Below are 20383 nucleotides of genomic sequence, written 5' to 3' on the forward strand. Positions count from 1 at the left end.
CCTACAGGCCCATCACCGCAGCCTTGGCTTCGACGTCGGCGGCCTCGCCCTCGTCGGTGCTGGTATAGCTGGCCGCCGCGGTCCGGTAGTCCGTGGCGTGTTCGATCATTTCGGTGTAGCTGGCCGCGGACTGTTCCTGCCACTTCGCGGTCGCGCCGGACAGCGCAGCGGCGCTGGTGCCAACCCAGCCGGCCTGGGCGGCAGCGATACGCTCATGAACTGCAGCATGTGCGGCCCGCAGGCCATCAGCAGCCGCATCGATACGATCGGCCGCCGCCGACACAGCGGTCGGATCGACCCGCAACTCGTTCGCCCCCAACAGACCCCCAACTCGCATACCCGATACCTGGGCTTGCCCCTCCCGGTTTGCTGACAAATTTATCAGCCCCCGGTGCCACCCCCGCACACGAATTCCACCCGTCGCTCCGACACAGCTTCCGCCGATTCGGTCCCGTGCCCGGGAACCAAGAGGACAGAGGTACGACTTGTCAGCGAAATACCTCTGGACCCAACCTGATTGAGATTGCCTTTCCGGTGGATGCAGCCAGCACCTACGGTGGAGCCATGCGTGTGATCCCACTCGTGCCGTTCGCCGTTGCCGTTCTCGCGTTCGTGGGGTGTTCCGACAACGCGGCCGCCGACGATGCCGACCTCAACGGTCGCACATTCGTATCGGTACAGGTCGATGGTGACCAGATCCCCGGCGGCGGGCCACTGACGGTCGGGTTCGACAACAATCAGATCAGCACCTTCGCCGGCTGCAACCGAGGCTCGGGCACCGCGGACCTGTCCGACGGCCGGATCACCACCCAGCTCGCGATGACGATGATGGCCTGCCCGCCGCCGGCCGGCGATGCCGACGCCTGGGTATCGACATTCTTCGATGCCAAGCCGGCCTGGTCCCTGGAAGGCGACGACCTGACACTGCGGACGGACGCCGCGGCCGTCACGTTGCGCGACAAGAAGGTGGTCAAACCCGATCGTCCGCTCACCGGCACCACCTGGCAGGTCACCACCCTGGTGTCCGCGCAGGCGGCCACCACGTCGGTCGCGCTCGAACAGTCCAAGCCCACCCTGACCATCGCCGACGACGGTGCGGTCAGCGGTTCGACCGGCTGCAACCGGATCACCGGCCACGCAACCGTTTCCGGTTCAGACATCGAGTTCGGTCCACTGGCCACCACCAGGATGGCCTGCCCACCGGAGGTTGCCGAGGTCGAACAGGCGGTGCTGCGCGTACTCAAGGGCACGGTGCAGACTGCCATCGACGCCGACGAACTCAAGCTCTCCGGCGCCGACGGCAACGGACTGGTGCTGCGCGCGCAGTGACATCAGCGCCGCCCAGTGACCTCAGAGCGGAGAAGCTCCGCGCAGGTGCTCGAAGATCAGTGAGGTCTGGGTGCCGGCGACATCGGCGTCGGCGTTGAGGTTCTCCACCACGAAGGCCCGCAGGTCCTCGGTGTCGCGTGCGGCCACATGCAGGATGAAGTCGTCTCCCCCGGCCAGGAAGTAGACGTCCATCACTTGTGGCCGGGTGCGGATGTGGGCGATGAAGTTACGGATCTTGCCGCGCGCGTTCGATTGCAGGCTCACCGAGATCATCGCCTGCAGGCTGAGCCCCACGGCCGCCGGATCGATGTCGGTGTAGAAGCCCCGGATCACCCCGCTCTCCTGCAGCCTGCGCACCCGACCGTGGCAGGTCGACGCGGCGATACCGACCGCGTCGGCCAGCGCACTGTTGGACATGCGCGCATCGGTATGCAAGGCCAGCAGGATACGGCGGTCCACGTCGTCGAGCTCCGGCCGAACATCCTTCGGTGAACCGGTCACACGCTCCGGAAGGCGTGATGATCCTTCTAACATTCGCGCATTCTAGCGAATCTTCATCGGAGATATTGCCCGCCATCCGAAGGTTCTTCACAATTATTTTCAGCACCCAATGTTGAAGGAGCGATCATGCTCGTCGGTATCCCGGCCGAGATCAAGAACAACGAGTATCGCGTGGCGATCACCCCGGCGGGCGTGGCCGAGCTGACCCGGCGCGGTCATGACGTCATCATCCAGGCGGGTGCGGGCGAAGGTTCGACCATCTCCGACAATGACTTCAAAGCCGCCGGCGCCGAGATCGTCGCCACGGCCGACCAGGTCTGGGCAGACGCCGAACTGCTCCTCAAGGTCAAGGAGCCCATCGCCGCCGAATACTCGCGCATGCGCAAGGGCCAGACGCTGTTTACCTATCTGCACCTGGCCGCATCCAAGGAATGCACCGACGCGCTGCTGGCCTCGGGCACCACCTCGATCGCCTATGAGACGGTGCAGACCACCGGGCCAGACGGGTCGGTGGCCCTCCCCCTTCTCGCCCCCATGAGCGAGGTGGCGGGCCGACTGTCCGCACAGGTGGGCGCCTACCACCTGATGCGGAGCCACGGCGGGCGAGGCGTCCTGATGGGTGGTGTGCCCGGTGTCGCCCCGGCCGAGGTCGTCGTCATCGGCGGCGGCGTCGCCGGTTACCACGCCGCCCGCATCGCCAAGGGCATGGGCGCTCACGTCACCGTGTTCGACCTGAACATCCACACGCTGCGCAAGATCGACAACGAGACCAACGCCGGCATCGAAACCCGTTACGCGTCCTCGATGGAGCTCGAGGACGCCGTCAAGAAGGCCGACCTGGTGATCGGCGCGGTCCTGATCCCGGGCGCCAAGGCCCCCAAGTTGGTCACCAACGCGACCGTGGCGCACATGAAACCCGGTGCGGTCCTGGTGGACATCGCCATCGACCAGGGTGGCTGCTTCGAGGATTCACGGCCCACCACCCACGACGATCCGACGTTCGCCGTGCACGACACCGTCTTCTACTGCGTGGCCAATATGCCTGGCGCCGTGCCGCGCACGTCGACGTTCGCGCTCACCAACGCCACCATGCCGTATGTCCTCACGCTGGCCGACAAAGGCTGGAAAGCCGCCTGCGCGGCCGACCAGGCACTGGCCAAGGGACTGTCGACGCACGAGGGTGCACTGCTGTCCGAGCAGGTCGCCGCCGACCTCGGCATGCCGTTCACCGATCCGGCAGCCTTGCTGTCGTAGCCGTCCACATCACACACTCGCCAAAACTTGACAGGTGTCAAGTACGGTGGGTGCCATGTTGAAGCAACTGTTCCCCACCGTTCCGACCACCACGTCTGAGGCGCTCAACATCTTCGACGCTGCCGACGCCGTGGAACCGGAGTTCATGCTCGGCACCTGGCACGGCGCTGAATTACCCACCGGACATCCGATGGATGGCCTGCTGGCCGCCAGCGGCTGGTGGGGCAAGCAATTCCTCGATGCCGAGACTGTGCACCCACTGCTGTTCCCCACCAGTGACGGCACAGCGCTGTGGGCGCTCAACCCGGCCCTGGCATTCGGAGGTCAGGCGGTGTCGGCAAAGCTGCCGCTGACACGCAACCTCTCGATGGCGCCGGTGATCGCCAGAATGCGTCCGCTGTTGCAGACCCGTAGCGCCAAGGCCCGGTTGCGCACCACCCGCTACCGCGGCGTCGACACCGCGACCATGATCTATGACCAACTCCCGATCAACGACGTGTTCCGACGCCTGTCCGACGACGCAGTGATCGGGGCGATGGATCTGCGTAACTCGCCCGCGCCGTACCTCTTCGTCCTGCAGCGCGACAACTCGCTGCGCGTGACCTGACAGCCGCCCGGATCCGCCGAGCACTCAGAGTAACGAGGGCAGCACCAGCGCCGTCAGCTCACCGATGAGCGGACGCAGACCCTCGGCGTTCGGGTCGTCGGCCTGCGACCGGGTCATCACCGCCAGCAGCAGTCGCTGCCCGTGGGGCCCGTAGGCGATCCCGACGTCGTTGGTGCTGCCGTAATCCCCGCTGCCGGTCTTGTCGGCGGTGGTCCAGCCGTCCGGGAGTCCGGCGCGCATGCTCGATGTCTTGTTGGCCCGCATCCAGTCCTCCAACTGGCGCCGCTGCGGCGGACTCAACGCGTCACCAGCCAGGATCGCCCGGTATCCGATCGCCAGCGCGGCCGGGGTGGTGGTGTCTCGCGGGTCACCCGGTATCGCAGAGTTCAGCTCGACCTCCCAACGGTCCAGCCGGGTGCGCTCATCGCCGACGCTGCGGGCGAATTCGGTGATACCCGCCGGCCCGCCAATGGTTTTCAGCAGCAAGTTGCCCGCAGTGTTGTCACTGCGCTGCAGCGCCGCCCGACACAGTTCCGCCAGGGTCATCTCGGCACCGGCATGGGTCTCGGTGACCGGCGAGTTCGGCACGATCGCCTCCGGGTCGACGAACACCCGGTTGTCCAGCGACAACTGCCCGCGCCCGGCCAACTGCAGCACCCGCGCCGCGGCATAGCCCTTGAACGTCGAGCACATCGCGAACATCTCGTCGGGCCGGTGCGTGAGCGTGCGTCCGGAATCGAGATTGGTCGCGTACAAACCGATCAGGGCGTTGTCGCGACGTTCCAGTTCTGCAAGCCGATCGTCGACCGGAGTCGCGAAGGCCGGTGCGGCGCTACCCACACCGGTACCGACGGCCGCCGCCGCCACGAGCGAACCGATCAGAACATTGCGCCGCGAGAGTCCCGTCATCGGACCCAGCTTAGCGGCTCAGCCGACGATAGATTGAAGCTGTTTCGGCAGAGTCTTTTTCGATCGGTGCGGACCGAGTACGGCCGCACCGTAGTCGCGCGACAGCAACTGATGCGCCACCGCATTGACCTCTTCGAGGGTGACGGCCTCGATCTGGGCCAGCGTGTGATCGATGGTCCGGTGTTCACCGTAATTGAGCTCGCTGCGCCCGATCCGGTGCATACGCGACCCAGAGTCCTCCAGACCCAGCACCAGCCCACCCCGCAACGAGCCCTTGGCGATCCTGCATTCGTCGGCGGTGATCCCGTCTCGGGCAACGCCTTCCAGGACATCGGTGGTCACCCGGATCACTTCGTCGAACCGTTCCGGCTGACATCCCGCATACACCGAGAGCGCACCACTGTCGGCGAAGGTATCGACCGTCGAGTACACCGAGTAGGCCAGGCCGCGGGATTCCCGGATCTGTTGGAACAGACGGGAACTCAGGCCGCCACCGAGTGCGGTGTTGAGCACCGAAAGCGCCCACCGGTGTCCCCAGTGCCGGCCGGGCGTACGAACACCCAGCGAAACGTGGGTCTGCTCGCCATCGCGGTCGACCACGAGCAACGACGGCTTGCCGCCGACCCGTCCCGCGCCCTTGCGCGGAGCCACCGCGGTGCGCCCGGCTTCGAGCCGCGGACCGAAATGCTGCCGCACCAACGACAACACGACGTCGTGGTCGATATTGCCTGCCACCGCCACGATCATCCGTTCGGGCGTGTAGCGGCGGACGTGGAATGAGTGCAGCTGCGCGCGCGTCATCGTCTCGATCGACTCGACGCTGCCGATCACCGGCCGTCCGACCGGATGATCGCCGAACATCGCCGTCAGGAACACGTCGCCGAGACTGTCCTCGGGATCGTCGTCGCGCATGGCGATCTCTTCGAGGACGACGTCGCGTTCCACCTCGACATCCTCGGTGGCACAACGACCCCGCAACACGACGTCGGCCACCAGGTCGACGGCGAGTTCGAGGTCGGTGTCGAGCACGTGTGCGTAGTAGCAGGTGTGCTCACGCGTGGTGAACGCGTTCAGCTCACCACCGACGGCATCGACAGCCTGCGCGATCTCGACCGCGCTACGCGTCGGGGTGGCCTTGAACAGCAGGTGTTCCAGGAAGTGGGCGGCACCCGCGACGCTTCGTCCTTCGTCGCGGGAACCGACACCCACCCAGACCCCGACGGATGCCGAACGCACCGACGGGATGTACTCAGTGACCACCCGGAGTCCGCCGGGCAGATCTGTCCGGCGGACCTCAGTGGTATTCAGTGCAAACGCCTTGTGTCGAGCTGAGGTGATCAGGACTCGGCGGCAGCAGCGGCGTCGGCCGTGGCCGGGGCACCGTCGGTGGCCACGTCAGCCTGCTCCGCCTGATCCTCGGCGACGAGCACCAGCGAGATCTTGCCGCGGTTGTCGATATCGGCGATCTCGACGCGCAGCTTGTCGCCGACCTTCACCACGTCCTCGACCTTGTTGATCCGCTTGCCACGGCCCAACTTCGAGATGTGGACCAGGCCGTCACGACCCGGCAGCAGCGACACGAACGCACCGAAATCGGTGGTCTTGACCACGGTTCCGAGGAACCGCTCAGCGATCTTGGGCAGCTGCGGGTTGGCGATGGCGTTGATCTTGTCGATCGCGGCCTGCGCGGCTTCGCCGTTGGAGGCGCCGACGAACACGGTGCCGTCATCCTCGATCGAGATCGACGCGCCGGTCTCCTCGGTGATCGAGTTGATCATCTTGCCCTTGGGCCCGATGACCTCACCGATCTTGTCGACCGGAACCTTGATGGTGGTGATCCGCGGTGCGTACGGGCTCATCTCGTCCGGCGCGTCGATGGCCTCGGCCATCACGTCCAGGATCGTCAGCCGCGCGTCCTTGGCCTGGCTCAGCGCACCGGCCAGCACCTTGGACGGGATACCGTCCAGCTTGGTGTCGAGCTGCAGGGCGGTGACGAAGTCCTTGGTGCCTGCGCACTTGAAGTCCATGTCGCCGAAAGCATCCTCGGCGCCGAGGATGTCGGTCAGCGTCACGTAGCGGGTCTCCCCGTCGACCTGGTCAGAGACCAGGCCCATGGCGATGCCGGCCACCGGCGCCTTGAGCGGCACACCGGCGTTCAGCAGCGACAGGGTCGAGGCACACACCGAGCCCATCGAGGTGGAACCGTTGGAGCCCAACGCTTCCGACACCTGACGGATGGCGTACGGGAACTCCTCGACGCTCGGCAGCACCGGCACCAGCGCACGCTCGGCGAGCGCACCGTGGCCGATCTCGCGACGCTTGGGCGAGCCGACACGGCCGGTCTCACCGGTCGAGAACGGCGGGAAGTTGTAGTGATGCATGTAGCGCTTGGAGGTCTCGGGCCCGAGCGAGTCGATCTGCTGGGCCATCTTGACCATGTCGAGCGTGGTGACACCCATGATCTGGGTCTCGCCGCGCTCGAACAACGCGCTGCCGTGGGCCCGCGGGATGATGGCCACCTCGGCCGAGAGCGCGCGGATATCGGTCACACCGCGGCCGTCGATGCGGAAGTGGTCGGTCAGGATGCGCTGGCGCACAAGTTTCTTGGTCAGCGAGCGGTAGGCCGCGCCGATCTCCTTCTCGCGTCCGGCGTAGGTCTCGCCGAGACGCTCGAGCACCTCGACCTTGATCTCGTTGGTGCGGTCGTCGCGCTCGTGCTTGCCCGCGATGGTCAGTGCCTCTGCGAGCGCCTCGGTCGCCACCACGGCCACGGCGTCGTAGACGTCGTCGGCGTAGTCGGGGAACAGCGGGTACTCGGCGATTTCTTTGGCGGACTTCTCGGCCAGCTCGGCCTGGGCGTCGCACAGGGCCGCGATGAACGGCTTGGCCGCCTCAAGACCCTCGGCCACGACCGTCTCGGTCGGCGCACCGGCACCGCCGGCGATCAGCTCGATGACGTTCTCGGTGGCCTCGGCCTCGACCATCATGATGGCGACGTCGTCGCCCACCTTGCGGCCGGCGACGACCATGTCGAAGACGGCCTTCTCCAGCTGCTCGACGGTCGGGAAGGCGACCCACTGGCCACCGTCGGCGGTGCCGACAGTCGCATCGTTGATCAGGGCGACGCGCACGCCGCCGACCGGGCCGGAGAACGGCAGGCCGGAAATCTGCGTCGACGCAGAGGCGGCGTTGATGGCCAGCACGTCGTACAGATCCTTGGGATCCAGGCTCAGCACGGTCACCACGACCTGGATCTCGTTACGCAGTCCGCTGACGAACGACGGGCGCAGCGGCCGGTCGATCAGGCGGCAGGTCAGGATCGCATCGGTCGACGGACGGCCCTCACGCCGGAAGAACGAGCCGGGGATCCGGCCCGCGGCGTACATCCGCTCCTCGACGTCGATGGTCAGCGGGAAGAAGTCGAAGTGGTCCTTCGGCGTCTTGCTGGCGGTGGTGGCGCTCAGCAGCATGGTCTCGTCGTCGAGGTAGGCGACGACAGAGCCGGCGGCCTGCTGGGCCAGCCGGCCGGCCTCGAAACGAATGGTGCGGGTGCCGAAGCTCCCATTGTCGATAATTGCGGTGGATTCGAACACACCGTCTTCAAGTTCAACTACAGACATAGAGTCCGTTGGCCTCTTTCGATTCATTCAACTGTTTTCGCGGCGTCACGGTGGCGATACGCCACGGACCCTGGTTACGGCTACGGCCGTCGATCGAAGCGGCCGGAAGCGCCCCCAGGGATAGACCCTGTGTCGGGGTTCCGACAGCCACTACCGAAGACCGCCCGACCAGACGGGCCCGATATGACTCGCAGGAACAACACCCGCAGTTCGCGGGTGCCGCACCTGTGTTCAGCGCAGACTTCTGCCGCTGAACGCCCTCATGCTACACGGCAGCAACGGCCCAACAGCCATCCGTGCCAGCTAGGACACGTCCTCCACACATACGGTGAACTGGCGTTCCGAGTAGGCGTAACCCACCCCGCTGGCGCACTGATCGACGTTCGACACGCCGTGCAGAACCTCGGTGGCCCGTTGCCGGTGCGGCGCAGACGAATCCGCGCAGTCCACCCGATACGGGTCTTTGTCGTTCACCGGATCGATGCTCATGCAGCCGCCGGTGATCCAGTCGATGTCCAGACAGAGTGTCTGGGTCTCCTCGCTGAACGCGCTGCGCACCGAGTAGTAGGTGTCGACGTCAACCGGGCACTGGTCAGCGCCGGTAAGCACCGAGATCACCTTGTAGTTCGACGCGTTGCTGCCGCACTCCACCCGACTGGCGTCCGGGTGCTCGTACGTGCCGCTCATCTTCAGGCAGTCCCCTGCCTTCATGTCTGCGGCCGCCGCGGACGCGCATCCGGTCAATCCACCGAGGAAAAGTATCGCGGCTGCCCCCAGAGGGGCAGCCGCGGAAAGTTTTGGCACCGACGCCGCGTCAGCGACGCAGTCCCAGGCGCTCGATCAGCGAACGGTAGCGCGCCACGTCAACCTGGGCGACGTACTTCAGCAACCGGCGACGACGCCCGACCAGCAGCAGCAGACCGCGCCGCGAGTGGTGGTCGTGCTTGTGCTGCTTGAGGTGCTCGGTCAGGTCCGTGATCCGCTTGGTCAGCAGGGCGACCTGGGCCTCCGGCGAACCGGTGTCGGTCTCGTGCAGACCGTAGCTGGTCAGGATTTCTTTTTTCTGCTCGGCAGTAAGCGCCACGAAGGTAACTCCATCAATTTCAGTCCCGCGAACATATTCTCGGCACAGCCACCGCGGACTGCAGCATGCACCGGATCGGGGCAAAGTCTATCAGTTGCTATTGCGCAGCCAGAATCGCGCGGGCCCGGTCGGTGTCCGCCTCCATCGCGACCACCAGATCCTTGACCGAATCAAACTTTGCCTGCCCGCGGATCCGGGAGACGAAATCGACCGCCACATGCTGCCCGTACAGGTCGGCCTCGGTGTCGAGCACGAATGCCTCGACCGTGCGGGTACGCCCGGAGAAGGTCGGGTTGGTGCCCACCGACACCGCGGCCTGATACCGCTCGCCCGGCGTCACGGTGCCCACCATCGGGCCGTGGCCCAGCACGGTGAACCAGGCGGCATAGACGCCGTCGGCCGGAATCGCCGAGTACATCGGCGGGGCCACGTTGGCGGTCGGGAAGCCCAGCACCCGGCCCCGCCCTTCGCCGCGCACCACCACGCCCTCGACGCGGTGCGGTCGGCCCAGTGCTTCTGCCGCCGCCACGACGTCGCCGGCGTCGACACACGACCGGATGTAGGTCGATGAGAACGTGACCCGCTCGTCGCGGTGCTCGGCATCGAGCGACTCGGTGACCAGCGACATGCTCTCGACCGCGAAGCCGAACCGCTCCCCCGCCTGCCGCAGCATCGCGACATTCCCGGCGGCCTTCTTGCCGAAGGTGAAGTTCTCCCCCACCACGACCTCGACCACGTGGAGGCCTTCCACCAGCAACTCGTGGATGTAACGCTCGGGGGTGAGCTTCATGAAGTCAGAGGTGAACGGCATGACCAGAAAGACGTCGACACCGAGTTCCTCGACCAGCTCGGCCCGCCGGGTCAACGTCGTCAACTGTGCCGGGTGACTCCCCGGAAACACCACTTCCATCGGATGGGGGTCGAAGGTCATGAGAACCACCGGCACTCCGCGTGATCGGCCCGACTTCACCGCATGGCTGATCAACTCCGCGTGTCCACGGTGAACCCCGTCGAACACCCCGATGGTGACTACACACCTGCCCCAGTCCGTGGGGATCTCGTCCTGCCCACGCCAGCGCTGCACGCGATCAGCCTACGACCCGAGCGCGACGCGGTCTGCTCTAGATCCCCCGATGAGGTGATCATTGCCTAAACTTTCCTACTGTGAGTCCAGACGGTAACCATCAAGACCTCTCCACGGTTGCTCAGGACTATCTCAAAGTCATCTGGACAGCCCAGGAGTGGTCTCGCGAGAAAGTCAGCACAAAACTGCTGGCGGAGCGGATCGGCGTGTCCGCATCCACGGCGTCGGAATCCATCCGAAAACTCGCCGACCAGGGCCTGGTCGACCACGAGAAGTACGGCGCGGTGACGCTGACGGATGCGGGGAGACGCGCGGCGCTGGCGATGGTTCGCCGACACCGGCTGATGGAGACCTTCCTGGTGCAGGAGCTGGGCTACAGCTGGGACGAGGTGCACGACGAGGCCGAGATCCTCGAACATGCGGTGTCCGACCGGATGCTCGACCGGATCGACGCCAAGCTGGGTCACCCCACCCGCGATCCGCACGGCGATCCGATTCCGGCCGCCGACGGCCAGGTACCCACCCCACCGGCCCGCCAGCTGTCGGATTGTCAGGACGGCGACGCCGGAACGGTGGCCCGCATCTCGGATGCCGATCCGGAGATGTTGCGCTATTTCGACAGCGTCGGCATCAACCTCGACTCCCGGGTCCGGGTGCTCGCACGACGTGATTTCGCCGGTGTGATCTCGGTGGCCGTACAAAGTCCGGGTAAGACCGGTGACGCGGCCACCGGCGTAGATGACGCGAGCATCCAGGTCGAGCTGGGCAATCCGGCCGCCGAGGCGATCTGGGTCGTCGCGAGCTGACCTCATCCGGTGATGGCGGCCGGCGGGTGTCGTGCGGCCCTACTGTCAGGCAGGCGCGCCGTAGACGGCCACCACGACGGTGCGGTCCGGGCTGTGCTCGGACCAGACCCCGATGTGGGTGTACGCGCAGTCCCGCATGATCGCGAGGGAGTCTGGGTCGTCGTACCACTTCCTGATCAGCTCGAGACCACTGATGGCAAACGACGGGTTGATGGCGACGGTCTCGGCGACGGAACCGCGGTATCCGGCGGCGCTGGCCCGGACTTGGGGCGTGGAACCATCGGAGCCCACGTCGGCCGCCAAGGCCCGGTTGGTCAGGATGTCACGGGTGTGCCATTCCGCGGCCAGTTGCAGCTGCGGGTTGACCCCGAGCGGGCCGGTGCAGCCGGCTTGACGCTGAACCGTGTAGACATTGCTCACCACACCCCGGTTGAGCCGTCGGTTGTCGGCGTTCGCCTGCGGTAGGGCGGCGAAACTGATTGCTACGCCGAGTAACAGCACCACCGACAGCAGGATGCTGGGCTGTGTCGGCATGGTCCGGACTGCCGGTTTCGGGGGTGTCATCGGATGCTCTCCTTCGCTCGCCGGTCAGCGCGGTTCAAAGCCGGAAACCAACCACCGGTCGTCCCGCTTGTCGAGAGTCACCGTCACGGTCGAGGCGGTGTCGCTGGGCGCATCGGATCCGACGACGGTGGTTTGATTGACGAAGACCAGGACGACGGCATGGTCAGCGGTGCTCGACACCGACGACGCGGCAGCCACGGTGGCCACGGCCGAGATCTGTTTCTCCTTGGCACCCGGGATGACGACATCCTCGGTCAGCGAGGTGTAGGCCTCGCGGAAATCACCGACGAGATTCTCCTGTGCGCGTCGCAGATCCTGTTCCACGGTATCGGGCGCGTACGACAGCATCGCGACGGTCGCGTCGCTCGCTGCGCGCACCGACTCGGTTGACGCGATCTGACCTGCACGCAGCGAATCATGCTGCCACTTCACGTATCCGGCGACCACTGTGAGCACCAGAGCCATGATCGGCACCAGCAGGTAGATCACCATCGGCGCCGACCGAGAAACCCGACCCCGACTCTTCATCCACGCCTTCACGGTACGAACTCCACATTCGACACCTTGATCTCGTCGCCGACCTGCTCGAGGGTGATCCGCATCCGCCAGTGCCGCGCTTGCCCTTCCGGTACGCCCGCATTCGACGTTCGCACGGACGCGGCGACCAGAACCCGAGCGGAACCGTCCGCGACGGACTCGATGCCGGCCTCGGCGATGGTTCCCTCACTCTTGGATTGCACCTGCCTGACCACATCGGCGAACGCATTCGACCGCTGCTGAAAGTCGTCGTGAAAGTCACCGATTGCCGAGTCCAGCACCCGTTGGATATCGGCATCCACCGAAACGAAGTCGATGGTGGTGAGATTCACCGCGGCCTGCCTGCCCGCCTGGAGGAATCGCGCCTGGGTCTGCGCGACGGTCTGCGACCGGTTGACCTGGTACCCGAGCCAACCGACGAGGCCACCGACGACCACCGTCATCGTCGATCCCAGAGCCAGGGCCCGAAGAAGTGCCGAACGCGATCGGATCGGCGACTCGGCCTCCGCGGCCAGTTCATCTTCGGGCGACTCATCTGGTAGGACAACGGATTCCACCTCGTCCAGGGACACCTCGGTGTCGTCAACAGCTACAGCCATATGTCAATTCCTTTACTACGCGGCCGGTTCGAGGCCTCCTGATCGGTCATCCCGCCGCAGGCAGCAGCATCGACTGCCAGCTCCGCTCGCCGTCGGCCGCAGCCGAAAGGTCACGCTGGGTGTAGACCTGCCCATCCGGACCGATGTATTCACCGGTCGCCGGGTCGTACTCGGCGACCGCGATCGGCATTGGTGCGGGGGGCGGCGGCACCTGCGGCACGTCCTGACCCGTCAACGTCGCATTGGGATCGCCCTTCCAGGCGAAACCATCGTTGAGCGGGACGTAGTTCTCGTCGCTCTCGCACATCCGAACGGTCGGGGCCCGCTTGCCGGGCCGGGTCTGGCACGGAAGGTTGCGTGCGCCACGGACATTGAACGGAGCGTCCTGCGGGATCCGGCAGTAGATATCGCCGGTCGGCCGGGCTGGGTTGTCGGTCTTGCTCGGCGCCCGGCGCTGCTGTGCCGGCAGGTAGCCCGTCGAACAGATCGGCGGGAGATTGACATTCAGGTTGAAGCTCAGATACCCGCCCTTGTACGGGCTCTTGATGTTGCGGTCGGCCAGTCCGGCGGCCTGGACGACAGCGGTGTTCTGCGGCAGCAGCACCAGGAGTTGCTCGATGCCGGACCGGTAGGTCAGCGCCACCTGCCCTGTGCTGACCAGATTGGCCAGCAGCACCGGCACGGTGGAGGAAACCCGGTCGATTCCCCTGCGCAGTTCGTCCGCGGCGGCCGGCCCCTGTTCGAGAATCCGAGTCAGCGCGGCATCCTGGGATCGCACCTGCGCGGTGAGGTCGGCGAGGTGAGCGGCCCAGGCCCCGACCGACCCGGCGGTTTCGGTCTGACTGTCCAGCACCGGACCCGCCACCTCGATCAAACCGGTGAGCGGGCCCAGGTCGCGGCGCGCATCCGTGGCCAGCGTGGTGGATCCGCGCACCAGCCGGGACAATTCCGGCCCCAGACCACCGAACGCCTGATACGCCTCATCGACCGCGGTTTGCAGATTGTCGCCGGGAACGGCCGCCAATCCTGCGTTGGTCGCATTCAGCAGCCCATTGATGTCCGGCGGCACCGAGGTCCGGTCCAGCCCGATCACGTCGCCGTCCTTCAGCGAAGGCCCCTCATCCACCCGCGGTACCAGCGCCACATACTGCTCGCCGATGGCGGACTGGCTGTGCACTCGGGCGTCGAGATCGGCAGGGATCGAAATTCCGGACTGCAAGGAGAGTTCGGCGAGCACGACGTCTCCGCTCAGCCGAACGCCGAGTACCCGCCCAACCTCGGTGCCCCGGTACGTCACATTGCCGTTCTTGTAGAGACCAGCCGCTGCAGGCAGTTCGACGGTCACCCGGTAATGGCCTGCCCCGAAAAGCAATTCGGGCAGGCGCATGTAGTTGAACACCATGACTGCTCCTGCGGCCACGGTGATCACCACGAAGAATGCCAACTGGGTCACGATCCGACGATTCGGCCGCATGTCACCGCCCCTGGTCGAACCGGTACGGGGCAATCAACGGATTGCCCGCCGTGTACGGACTCGGCAATTGACCGATGGTCCGTCCCCACTGAAGTTCCAACTCGGTGAGTTTGCCTTCGAACCGGGTGCCGGTGAACAGTGACGAATCGATCCGGCTCAGGGTCAGATCGATCACCGCGGTCAGGTTGGCGTAGTCACCACGGAACCACTTGGTCAGCGTCTCCTTGGGAAACGGATAGGTGGTGAAGAAACTCAGCGATCGGGTGAGTGCCGGCCCGGCATTGGCCAGCGATTCCAGTACCGGCCCGAGGTCTTTGAGCTCGGCCACCAGCGCCTGCTTGGTCTGGTCGACCGAGTCGGTCGCCAGGCTCCCGAACCGACCCAGCTGATCGAGCGCCTCGGCGAGATTCTCGCGCACCCCATTCAACTCCGCCAGGGCATCGGGAACCTTCGCCAAGGCGGTGTCCACGATCGGCTTCTCGTCGGCGAACTGTCCGACCAGCCGGTTGAGGCTGTCCGCCGCGTCCACGATGTCCTCGGTCTGATCGTTGAGATGGCTTACGAAGGAGTCGATTTCGGACAGCAGGTTGCGCAGGTCGTCCTCACGTCCGGCGAACGCCGTGGCAAGTTCGCGGGTGATGTCCTGCATCTGACCGAGGCCTCCGCCGTTGAGGAGCAGCGACACCGCGGCCAGTGTCTGTTCGGTGGACGGGTAGGCGCCACCCGAGGCGAGCGGGATCAGCGATCCCTCGCCGAGCCTGCCCCGTGACGGCTCATCGGCCGGTGGCGCCAACTCGATGTGCAGCGACCCCAACAGGCTGGTCTGTCCCACCGTCACCGTGGAATTGGCCGGCAGCTCCACGTCACCGTTGAGTTTCATGGTCAGCAGCGCATGCCAGCCCTGTCGCTGGATCCGGGTGACGTTGCCGACCGTGACGTCTCCGACCCGCACCCGGGAGTTCTGCTGGATGTTGTTCACGTCGGGCAGTTGGGCCTGAATCGTGTACGCGCCGGGGCCATGCCCTTCGGTGCCGGGCATCGGCAGTGTGTTCAGGCCGCGCCAGCCACAGCCGGCCGTGGTGGTGGTGCCCAGCATCGCCACCAACACCGTCACAGCGAGCGGGCGCCACCGGACCCGGGTCACGATCCGCCTCCGGGCAGCATCAGGTCCGGCAACCCGGCCGGTGTCGGATCAACGGGTGGCGGAATATGATCCGGGCGCATCCAGTCCTCGCTGTAGGTGATCTCATTCGGCCGCGCGGAGGCTCCGACGAACGGGTTCAGGCCCAGGGGCGGAAAGTTGTACTGACGGTTCTTGACGATCGGGGCCAGATACTGGACGCATAGTTTGGCGGACTGTTCGCCGCCCAACCGCGACGCGGCCTGCACCGCGCCGCAGATGAACGTGATCGGATCGGCGAAGTTGCCCACCGCCAGCGCGCCGGTCAGGGTTCCCTGTGCAGGTTGGTAGATGTTGACGAAGTTCTGCGCCGCCGTCGGAGCGATGTGCAACGTCTGCTTGATGTCGTCGAGACTTTCGGCGAGTGTCGTGGACACCGCGGCCAGCTTGTCCGATGTCACACCGACCGTCTCCCGGTTGTCGGCGACGAAGGTGGTCACCTCGCCGATCACCGCGCCGAGGTCGGCGATGGCGGCACCGACCGCGCCGTCATTCTCGGCCAGCCGCCCGGTGACCGCAGCCAGGTTCTGGTTGAGCAGTGCCATGACGTCGGTGCTGCCCTGCAGTGCCGAGGTGAGCAGCGACAGGTTGCGCACCGTGCTGAAAATGTCGTCACTGTGGTCGCCGAGCGCGGCGATTGCCTGCGACATCTCGATGACGGCACCGCGGATATCGGTGCCTCGACCACGCAGGTTGTCCGCGGCGGTGTTGATGAACGAGCCCAGAGTGCTGGTCCCGCCGGCCTCGGTGGGCGCCAGCATCGCGGTGATCCGCTCGAGCTGGTCGCGGAAGTCGTCCCACTCGACCGGGACTGCGGTGCGTTCCCGCGGAATCACCGAATGGTCTTGCAGCCGGTCACCTTCGGTGTAGGCCGGGGTCAGCTGGATGGCTCGGGCGGTCACCAGCGACGGTGACAGGATCACCGCGTTGGCGTCTGCGGGCACCGGGTAGCGGCGGTCGACCCAGAAGTGGATCTTGGCCCGGTGCGGCTCTGGCTCGATCCGGTCGATGCGGCCGACCGCGACACCGAGGATGCGCACCTGGTCTCCGACGAACAGCCCGTTGCTGTTATCGAAGTAGCCGACGATGTGCGTTCGTCCTGCGGCCTCGGTGGACCGCACCGCCATGAAGCCGCCGACGAGGGCCGCCACCAACGCCACCGCCAGCCCCGCCCGCACGACGGGGATCCGGGTCCTGGTCATGGGCCGACCTCCGCCGGCGCCGGTGCGCTCTCGGCCGGCGGCCCGGGCGGTGGCCCGCCGGGCGGCGGCGCGGGCAGCGGCTCCCGGTAGGGGTATCGCTGGTCACCGGGCTTGCCCGTGATCGCATCGGGCAGAGTCAGATTCGGTTCCCCACCCTGACCGGTGCGGGGGTAGGGCACCGGCAGTGCCGGAGTCCCGGGCTGACCGACCTGGGGGTCGGTGCGCTCAGATGGCGCCAACACGTTCGGGTCCAATCCCAGATCCGAGAATGCGGCGTCGACGAACGGCTGAATGACCTGCCCGGGCAGCAAATTCGCCAGATACGCCTTGAAGAACGGGCCCGATGCCAGGGTCTCCCCCAACGCCATCAGGTAGTCGTTCAGGCCCCTGATCGACTGCTGCACTTCATCTTTACGGTTCTCCACGATCGCGAGCACCCCATTGAGCTTCTCCAGAGCAGGCCGCAGCGAGTTCCGGTTCTCGTCGATGAACCCCTGGATCTGGCGGCTGACCGCGGAAACGTGCACCGATACCTGCTCCAGAGCAGTTCCCTGCCTTGCCAACTCGGCGAGAAGCGCATTCGTATCGGCGACCAGTCCGACGATCTGATCCCGTCGTTCGGCCAGGACCGTCGTCACCCGGTTCGCGTTGCTCAGCAGCGACCGCAACTGGCCATCACGTTCGTTGAGCGTCCGAGAAAGCCGGGCCACCCCTTGGACGGCGACCGTTACGTGCGGCGGAGTGTGGGAGAAGGTCTGCGCCAGCGTCTCGAGCGAATCGGACAACTGGCCGGTGTCCAATCCGCTGATCGTCGCGGCGAGATCGCCGATCGCATCCGGCAATTGGTAGGCCGATGTGGTCCGCTCCAGCGGAATCGGGGCGGACAGCCTGCCCTCGCCGCGTGGCGCGACTTCGAGGGTCTTGTTGCCGAGCAGTGCCTTGGTCTTCACTGCTGCCTCGCTGCGGTCCCCCAGCCGCACATCCCGGTCCACCTTGAAGGTCACCAATACCCGCGAACCGTCGAGCACGACACCGGTCACCGTGCCCACCTCCAGGCCGGATACCTGTACGTCGGAGCCTTCGATCAAGCCGCCCGCCTCGGCGAAGTACGCCGAATAGGTTTGTGGCGCAGTAAGGAACGGCAGTCGGTCATAGTTGAGCGCAGCTGCGGCGACGGTAGCGGTCGCCAGCAGCCCGATGGCCCCGATCACCAATGGATTGCGGTCCTCGAATGATCTCATCGTGGGGTGCACCGCCCCGAGGCCTGGCCCGCGAGCTTGACATAGACCGGTTGCCCGCCCTTGCCGTTCAGCTTCAGCACCAGATCGCACAGGTAGAAGCTGAAGAAATCACCATACATGCCTTGCCTTCCCAGTACCCGGTACGTTTCCGGCAGGGTCGCCAGCAGGTTGTCCATGTAGTCGTGGTCGGCAACGACGATGGCCGCCGCCCGATCCGTCTCGTGGACGACCTTGGTCACCGGCGGCCGCGCAGTGTGCAGGAGATCGGCCAGCGTGGCCGATGATGCGTTGGCCTGGGTCACCCAGTTGCCGATCTCAACCTTGCGTTCGGCCAGTCCGTGCATCAGTTCCGACAATGATCCGACGGCCTGGTCGAACTGATCCCGCTGGCTCCCGAACGAGTCGAGCACCGAATTGAGGTTGGTGATGACCTCGCCGATGAGTTGGTCGCGGTCAGCCAGAGTGTGGGTCAGTGTGGCGGTCTGTGCCAGCACCGAACTCACCGTCACACCCTCGCCCTGGAAAGCGCGCAGGAGTTGACCGCTCAGCGCATTGATCTGCTCGGGGTCCAGGGCCCGGAACAGCGGCCGAAATCCTCCGATGAGCGCGTCCAGGTCCAACGCAGGCGCGGTGCGATCGAGGGGAATGGTGCTGCCGGGCAGGAGTTCACCGGTGTTGCCCGGCCCCTCTTCGAGAGCGAGATAGCGACCGCCGATCAGGTCGTCGTATCGGATCACGGCCCGGCTGCCCTGGGTCAGCATCACGGAATCCTCGGCACTGAACGACACCGTCACCGTGCCGTCGTCACCCAACGCGATGCGCTGGACCTTACCGACCTCGACCCCGGCGATCCGGACGAAGTTCCCGCTCTTCAGCCCGGTCACGTTGGTGAACAGGGCATGGTAGCTCTGGGCGCGCTCGAATCGGAACTGCGCGAAGATCGTCAGTAGCGCGAACATCCCGAGCAACGCGACGACGACGAAGATCGACAGCCGCCAGACGGTGCCGAACAGGCTTTCTCTCACGGGTCCTCACCTTCGGCCTGCTGGTATTCCGGTTGGGCGCCCGGCTGTGGTGCAGCCGGCACACCCGGATACAGCGGGGTTCCGTCGGTGCCGTAGAGCGGTGCGCCGTAAGGCGGTGCACCGGGATAGGGCACCGGTCCGGGCGCCGGTGCGCCGTGGTTCCGGATGCTCGGTGGTTCGGGTGCCGGCCGGGTCACCGGGAAGTAGTTGGCCCAGCCGGGGAATCCGATGCCCGGGTTGGGGCGGTGATCCACGCCGGTGCCCCATCCGGTGTCGGTGACGAGGGCCCGCACCGGGAAGTTCTGCGCCACATCCGGCAACGAGCCACAGCCCGGTTTACCACCGGGTCCGCCCTTCGCCCGCACCACGGGCAGATTGTCGGGATAGCGGTACGGGTCGTCGCCGAGCAGCACGGCGGCGTCGACGATCAGCGATTTACCGTCCGAACCGCCGGTGATGTCGTAGTACCCACTGTCCAGCAGTGTCTTGCCACCGACCAAGACGCAGGTGAGTGACGGGTTGTATTTGGCGAGCAACGCCGTCGTCGGGGCCAGATCGTTGACCGCGCGCACCAGGTTCTCGCGCGTCGGCTCCAGCAGTCCGATACCACTGCGGGACAATCCGATCAGGTTGAGCAGCAACATATCCAGCGCCGCGGCATGGTCGGTGGTCGTCACGCTGGTCACGCTGACGGCGTCGAGCATGTCGAGAATGTCGCGTCCGGCAGCGCCATAGGTGTCGCTGAACCCCTTGAGTGCCTGCCAATTCCGTTGCACGGTGGCACTGCGCTCATTGAGTGCGGCCAGCACCACGTTGGCATCGGTGGTGGCCGCCCCGATCACCTCGCCCTGACCTCGTACCCCGTCGGCGATTGCCGAGAGCACCGCGTTCAACTTGCCCGGATCGATCCGTCTGACCACTGAGACCAGGTTCTGGAACACGGTGTTGACCTCGACGGTGACATTGCGGGACCGCACCGTGTCACCGGCCGACAGGCGATCGGCACTCGGCATCGCCGGGCTGAGCAGCTCAACGTACTTGGCGCCGAATGTCGTGGTTGCCGCGATCTGGGCCTCCACGTTGGCCGGGATGTGCCCGATCTGATCCGGGTCGATCTCCAGCTCCAGACGCACTGCCTCCCGACCCGCTTCGATGGCTCTGACCCGGCCCACCTGTACCCCGCGCAGCTTCACCTTGCCGCCCGACTCCATCACCAGCCCGGCACGGTCCGACACCAGCGTCACCGGGACGTAGGACCGGAATGACCGGGTGAAGGCGGCGCCCGACAGCGCCGTCGCCGCGACGATCGCTGCGACCAGGATCGCGGTCCACCATGCCGGATGCAGCCGGCTTCCTCTGCCAGCCAC

Annotated in this window: 21 protein-coding genes; 4 read left to right on the forward strand and 17 right to left on the reverse strand. The window is 66.0% G+C overall.

The genetic code is table 11. The features are described from left to right. Position 1: 1 nt before the first annotated feature. Positions 2 to 337 carry a WXG100 family type VII secretion target gene (locus G6N44_RS06545; RefSeq protein WP_163662206.1) on the reverse strand — a complete coding sequence of 112 codons (336 nt, stop codon included), beginning with the start codon at positions 335 to 337 and terminating at the stop codon, positions 2 to 4. A gap of 227 nt (positions 338 to 564) precedes the next feature. Between G6N44_RS06545 and G6N44_RS06550 the strand changes: the two genes are divergently transcribed. Further along, entirely contained in the window at positions 565 to 1329 is a 765-nt protein-coding gene (locus G6N44_RS06550; protein WP_179964488.1) for an META domain-containing protein, read from the forward strand. 21 nt (positions 1330 to 1350) lie between these two features. Here G6N44_RS06550 and G6N44_RS06555 read toward each other — a convergent pair whose 3' ends face one another. Next, the gene (locus G6N44_RS06555; protein WP_163662208.1) at positions 1351 to 1863 is read right to left on the reverse strand and encodes an HTH-type transcriptional regulator AldR; all 513 of its coding nucleotides are present in this window, start codon (positions 1861 to 1863) and stop codon (positions 1351 to 1353) included. 93 nt (positions 1864 to 1956) lie between these two features. On the opposite strand from G6N44_RS06555, the gene ald reads away from it, so the two are divergent. Both ald and G6N44_RS06565 read left to right on the forward strand, forming a co-directional pair. Next, positions 1957 to 3084, forward strand: coding sequence for an alanine dehydrogenase (gene ald / locus G6N44_RS06560; RefSeq protein WP_163662210.1), 1128 nt, complete (start codon positions 1957 to 1959; stop codon positions 3082 to 3084). Positions 3085 to 3139: 55 nt separating this feature from the next. Then, complete coding sequence (locus G6N44_RS06565) at positions 3140 to 3691, forward strand: DUF4334 domain-containing protein (RefSeq protein WP_163662212.1); 552 nt, start codon at positions 3140 to 3142, stop codon at positions 3689 to 3691. A 24-nt stretch (positions 3692 to 3715) separates the two neighbouring features. Here the strand turns inward: G6N44_RS06565 and bla are convergent, their stop codons facing one another. The 6 genes from bla to G6N44_RS06595 all read right to left on the reverse strand — a co-directional run bounded on the left by bla (position 3716) and on the right by G6N44_RS06595 (position 10388). Beyond that, the gene (gene bla, locus G6N44_RS06570) at positions 3716 to 4600 is read right to left on the reverse strand and encodes a class A beta-lactamase (RefSeq protein WP_163662214.1); all 885 of its coding nucleotides are present in this window, start codon (positions 4598 to 4600) and stop codon (positions 3716 to 3718) included. Between the two features lie 18 nt (positions 4601 to 4618). Further along, positions 4619 to 5908 carry a M16 family metallopeptidase gene (locus tag G6N44_RS06575; RefSeq protein ID WP_163669676.1) on the reverse strand — a complete coding sequence of 430 codons (1290 nt, stop codon included), beginning with the start codon at positions 5906 to 5908 and terminating at the stop codon, positions 4619 to 4621. A 29-nt stretch (positions 5909 to 5937) separates the two neighbouring features. Continuing rightward, positions 5938 to 8220, reverse strand: coding sequence for a polyribonucleotide nucleotidyltransferase (locus G6N44_RS06580; RefSeq protein ID WP_163662216.1), 2283 nt, complete (start codon positions 8218 to 8220; stop codon positions 5938 to 5940). A 303-nt stretch (positions 8221 to 8523) separates the two neighbouring features. Then, positions 8524 to 9024, reverse strand: a complete 501-nt coding sequence (gene lppU / locus G6N44_RS06585) for an LppU family putative lipoprotein (RefSeq protein WP_425561212.1) — start codon at positions 9022 to 9024, stop codon at positions 8524 to 8526. Positions 9025 to 9034: 10 nt separating this feature from the next. Further along, the gene (gene rpsO / locus G6N44_RS06590; protein WP_163662220.1) at positions 9035 to 9304 is read right to left on the reverse strand and encodes a 30S ribosomal protein S15; all 270 of its coding nucleotides are present in this window, start codon (positions 9302 to 9304) and stop codon (positions 9035 to 9037) included. Positions 9305 to 9401: 97 nt separating this feature from the next. Continuing rightward, complete coding sequence (locus tag G6N44_RS06595; protein ID WP_163662223.1) at positions 9402 to 10388, reverse strand: bifunctional riboflavin kinase/FAD synthetase; 987 nt, start codon at positions 10386 to 10388, stop codon at positions 9402 to 9404. Positions 10389 to 10468: 80 nt separating this feature from the next. Between G6N44_RS06595 and mntR the strand changes: the two genes are divergently transcribed. After that, positions 10469 to 11194, forward strand: a complete 726-nt coding sequence (mntR, locus tag G6N44_RS06600) for a manganese-binding transcriptional regulator MntR (protein WP_163662225.1) — start codon at positions 10469 to 10471, stop codon at positions 11192 to 11194. A 45-nt stretch (positions 11195 to 11239) separates the two neighbouring features. On the opposite strand, the gene G6N44_RS06605 is transcribed toward mntR, so the two are convergent. The 9 genes from G6N44_RS06605 to G6N44_RS06645 are packed head-to-tail and all read right to left on the reverse strand — an operon-like array spanning position 11240 to position 20383. Further along, the gene (locus G6N44_RS06605) at positions 11240 to 11728 is read right to left on the reverse strand and encodes a CAP domain-containing protein (protein ID WP_163669677.1); all 489 of its coding nucleotides are present in this window, start codon (positions 11726 to 11728) and stop codon (positions 11240 to 11242) included. 54 nt (positions 11729 to 11782) lie between these two features. Beyond that, a complete protein-coding gene (locus tag G6N44_RS06610; protein ID WP_163662227.1) occupies positions 11783 to 12286 on the reverse strand; it encodes an Rv1363c family protein in 504 nt (167 codons plus the stop codon). Between the two features lie 8 nt (positions 12287 to 12294). Then, complete coding sequence (locus G6N44_RS06615) at positions 12295 to 12894, reverse strand: Rv1363c family protein (RefSeq protein WP_163662229.1); 600 nt, start codon at positions 12892 to 12894, stop codon at positions 12295 to 12297. A 46-nt stretch (positions 12895 to 12940) separates the two neighbouring features. Continuing rightward, positions 12941 to 14368 carry an MCE family protein gene (locus G6N44_RS06620; RefSeq protein WP_163662231.1) on the reverse strand — a complete coding sequence of 476 codons (1428 nt, stop codon included), beginning with the start codon at positions 14366 to 14368 and terminating at the stop codon, positions 12941 to 12943. Position 14369: 1 nt separating this feature from the next. Continuing rightward, positions 14370 to 15464 carry an MCE family protein gene (locus G6N44_RS06625; RefSeq protein WP_163669679.1) on the reverse strand — a complete coding sequence of 365 codons (1095 nt, stop codon included), beginning with the start codon at positions 15462 to 15464 and terminating at the stop codon, positions 14370 to 14372. Positions 15465 to 15508: 44 nt separating this feature from the next. Continuing rightward, the gene (locus tag G6N44_RS06630; protein WP_163662234.1) at positions 15509 to 16750 is read right to left on the reverse strand and encodes an MCE family protein; all 1242 of its coding nucleotides are present in this window, start codon (positions 16748 to 16750) and stop codon (positions 15509 to 15511) included. Then, positions 16747 to 17991, reverse strand: coding sequence for an MCE family protein (locus G6N44_RS06635; RefSeq protein WP_163662236.1), 1245 nt, complete (start codon positions 17989 to 17991; stop codon positions 16747 to 16749). The genes G6N44_RS06630 and G6N44_RS06635 overlap by 4 nt, the downstream gene beginning before the upstream one ends. Further along, positions 17988 to 19016 carry an MCE family protein gene (locus G6N44_RS06640; protein ID WP_163662239.1) on the reverse strand — a complete coding sequence of 343 codons (1029 nt, stop codon included), beginning with the start codon at positions 19014 to 19016 and terminating at the stop codon, positions 17988 to 17990. The genes G6N44_RS06635 and G6N44_RS06640 overlap by 4 nt, the downstream gene beginning before the upstream one ends. Then, a complete protein-coding gene (locus G6N44_RS06645) occupies positions 19013 to 20383 on the reverse strand; it encodes an MCE family protein (protein ID WP_163662241.1) in 1371 nt (456 codons plus the stop codon). Before G6N44_RS06645 ends, G6N44_RS06640 begins: the two co-directional genes overlap by 4 nt.

Source organism: Mycolicibacterium alvei (assembly GCF_010727325.1).
GTDB classification, from domain to species: domain Bacteria; phylum Actinomycetota; class Actinomycetes; order Mycobacteriales; family Mycobacteriaceae; genus Mycobacterium; species Mycobacterium alvei.

Bases quoted from the DNA above. Each gene is read 5' to 3' on its own strand.
- G6N44_RS06635 (WP_163662236.1), bottom strand. From the start codon at position 17,991: ATGAGATCATTCGAGGACCGCAATCCATTGGTGATCGGGGCCATCGGG.
- ald (WP_163662210.1), top strand. From the start codon at position 1,957: ATGCTCGTCGGTATCCCGGCCGAGATCAAGAACAACGAGTATCGCGTG.
- G6N44_RS06555 (WP_163662208.1), bottom strand. From the start codon at position 1,863: ATGTTAGAAGGATCATCACGCCTTCCGGAGCGTGTGACCGGTTCACCG.
- G6N44_RS06545 (WP_163662206.1), bottom strand. From the start codon at position 337: ATGCGAGTTGGGGGTCTGTTGGGGGCGAACGAGTTGCGGGTCGATCCG.
- G6N44_RS06565 (WP_163662212.1), top strand. From the start codon at position 3,140: ATGTTGAAGCAACTGTTCCCCACCGTTCCGACCACCACGTCTGAGGCG.
- G6N44_RS06620 (WP_163662231.1), bottom strand. From the start codon at position 14,368: ATGCGGCCGAATCGTCGGATCGTGACCCAGTTGGCATTCTTCGTGGTG.
- G6N44_RS06625 (WP_163669679.1), bottom strand. From the start codon at position 15,464: ATGCTGGGCACCACCACCACGGCCGGCTGTGGCTGGCGCGGCCTGAAC.
- G6N44_RS06580 (WP_163662216.1), bottom strand. From the start codon at position 8,220: ATGTCTGTAGTTGAACTTGAAGACGGTGTGTTCGAATCCACCGCAATT.
- G6N44_RS06605 (WP_163669677.1), bottom strand. From the start codon at position 11,728: ATGCCGACACAGCCCAGCATCCTGCTGTCGGTGGTGCTGTTACTCGGC.
- G6N44_RS06610 (WP_163662227.1), bottom strand. From the start codon at position 12,286: ATGAAGAGTCGGGGTCGGGTTTCTCGGTCGGCGCCGATGGTGATCTAC.
- G6N44_RS06630 (WP_163662234.1), bottom strand. From the start codon at position 16,750: ATGACCAGGACCCGGATCCCCGTCGTGCGGGCGGGGCTGGCGGTGGCG.
- G6N44_RS06550 (WP_179964488.1), top strand. From the start codon at position 565: ATGCGTGTGATCCCACTCGTGCCGTTCGCCGTTGCCGTTCTCGCGTTC.
- bla (WP_163662214.1), bottom strand. From the start codon at position 4,600: ATGACGGGACTCTCGCGGCGCAATGTTCTGATCGGTTCGCTCGTGGCG.
- G6N44_RS06615 (WP_163662229.1), bottom strand. From the start codon at position 12,894: ATGGCTGTAGCTGTTGACGACACCGAGGTGTCCCTGGACGAGGTGGAA.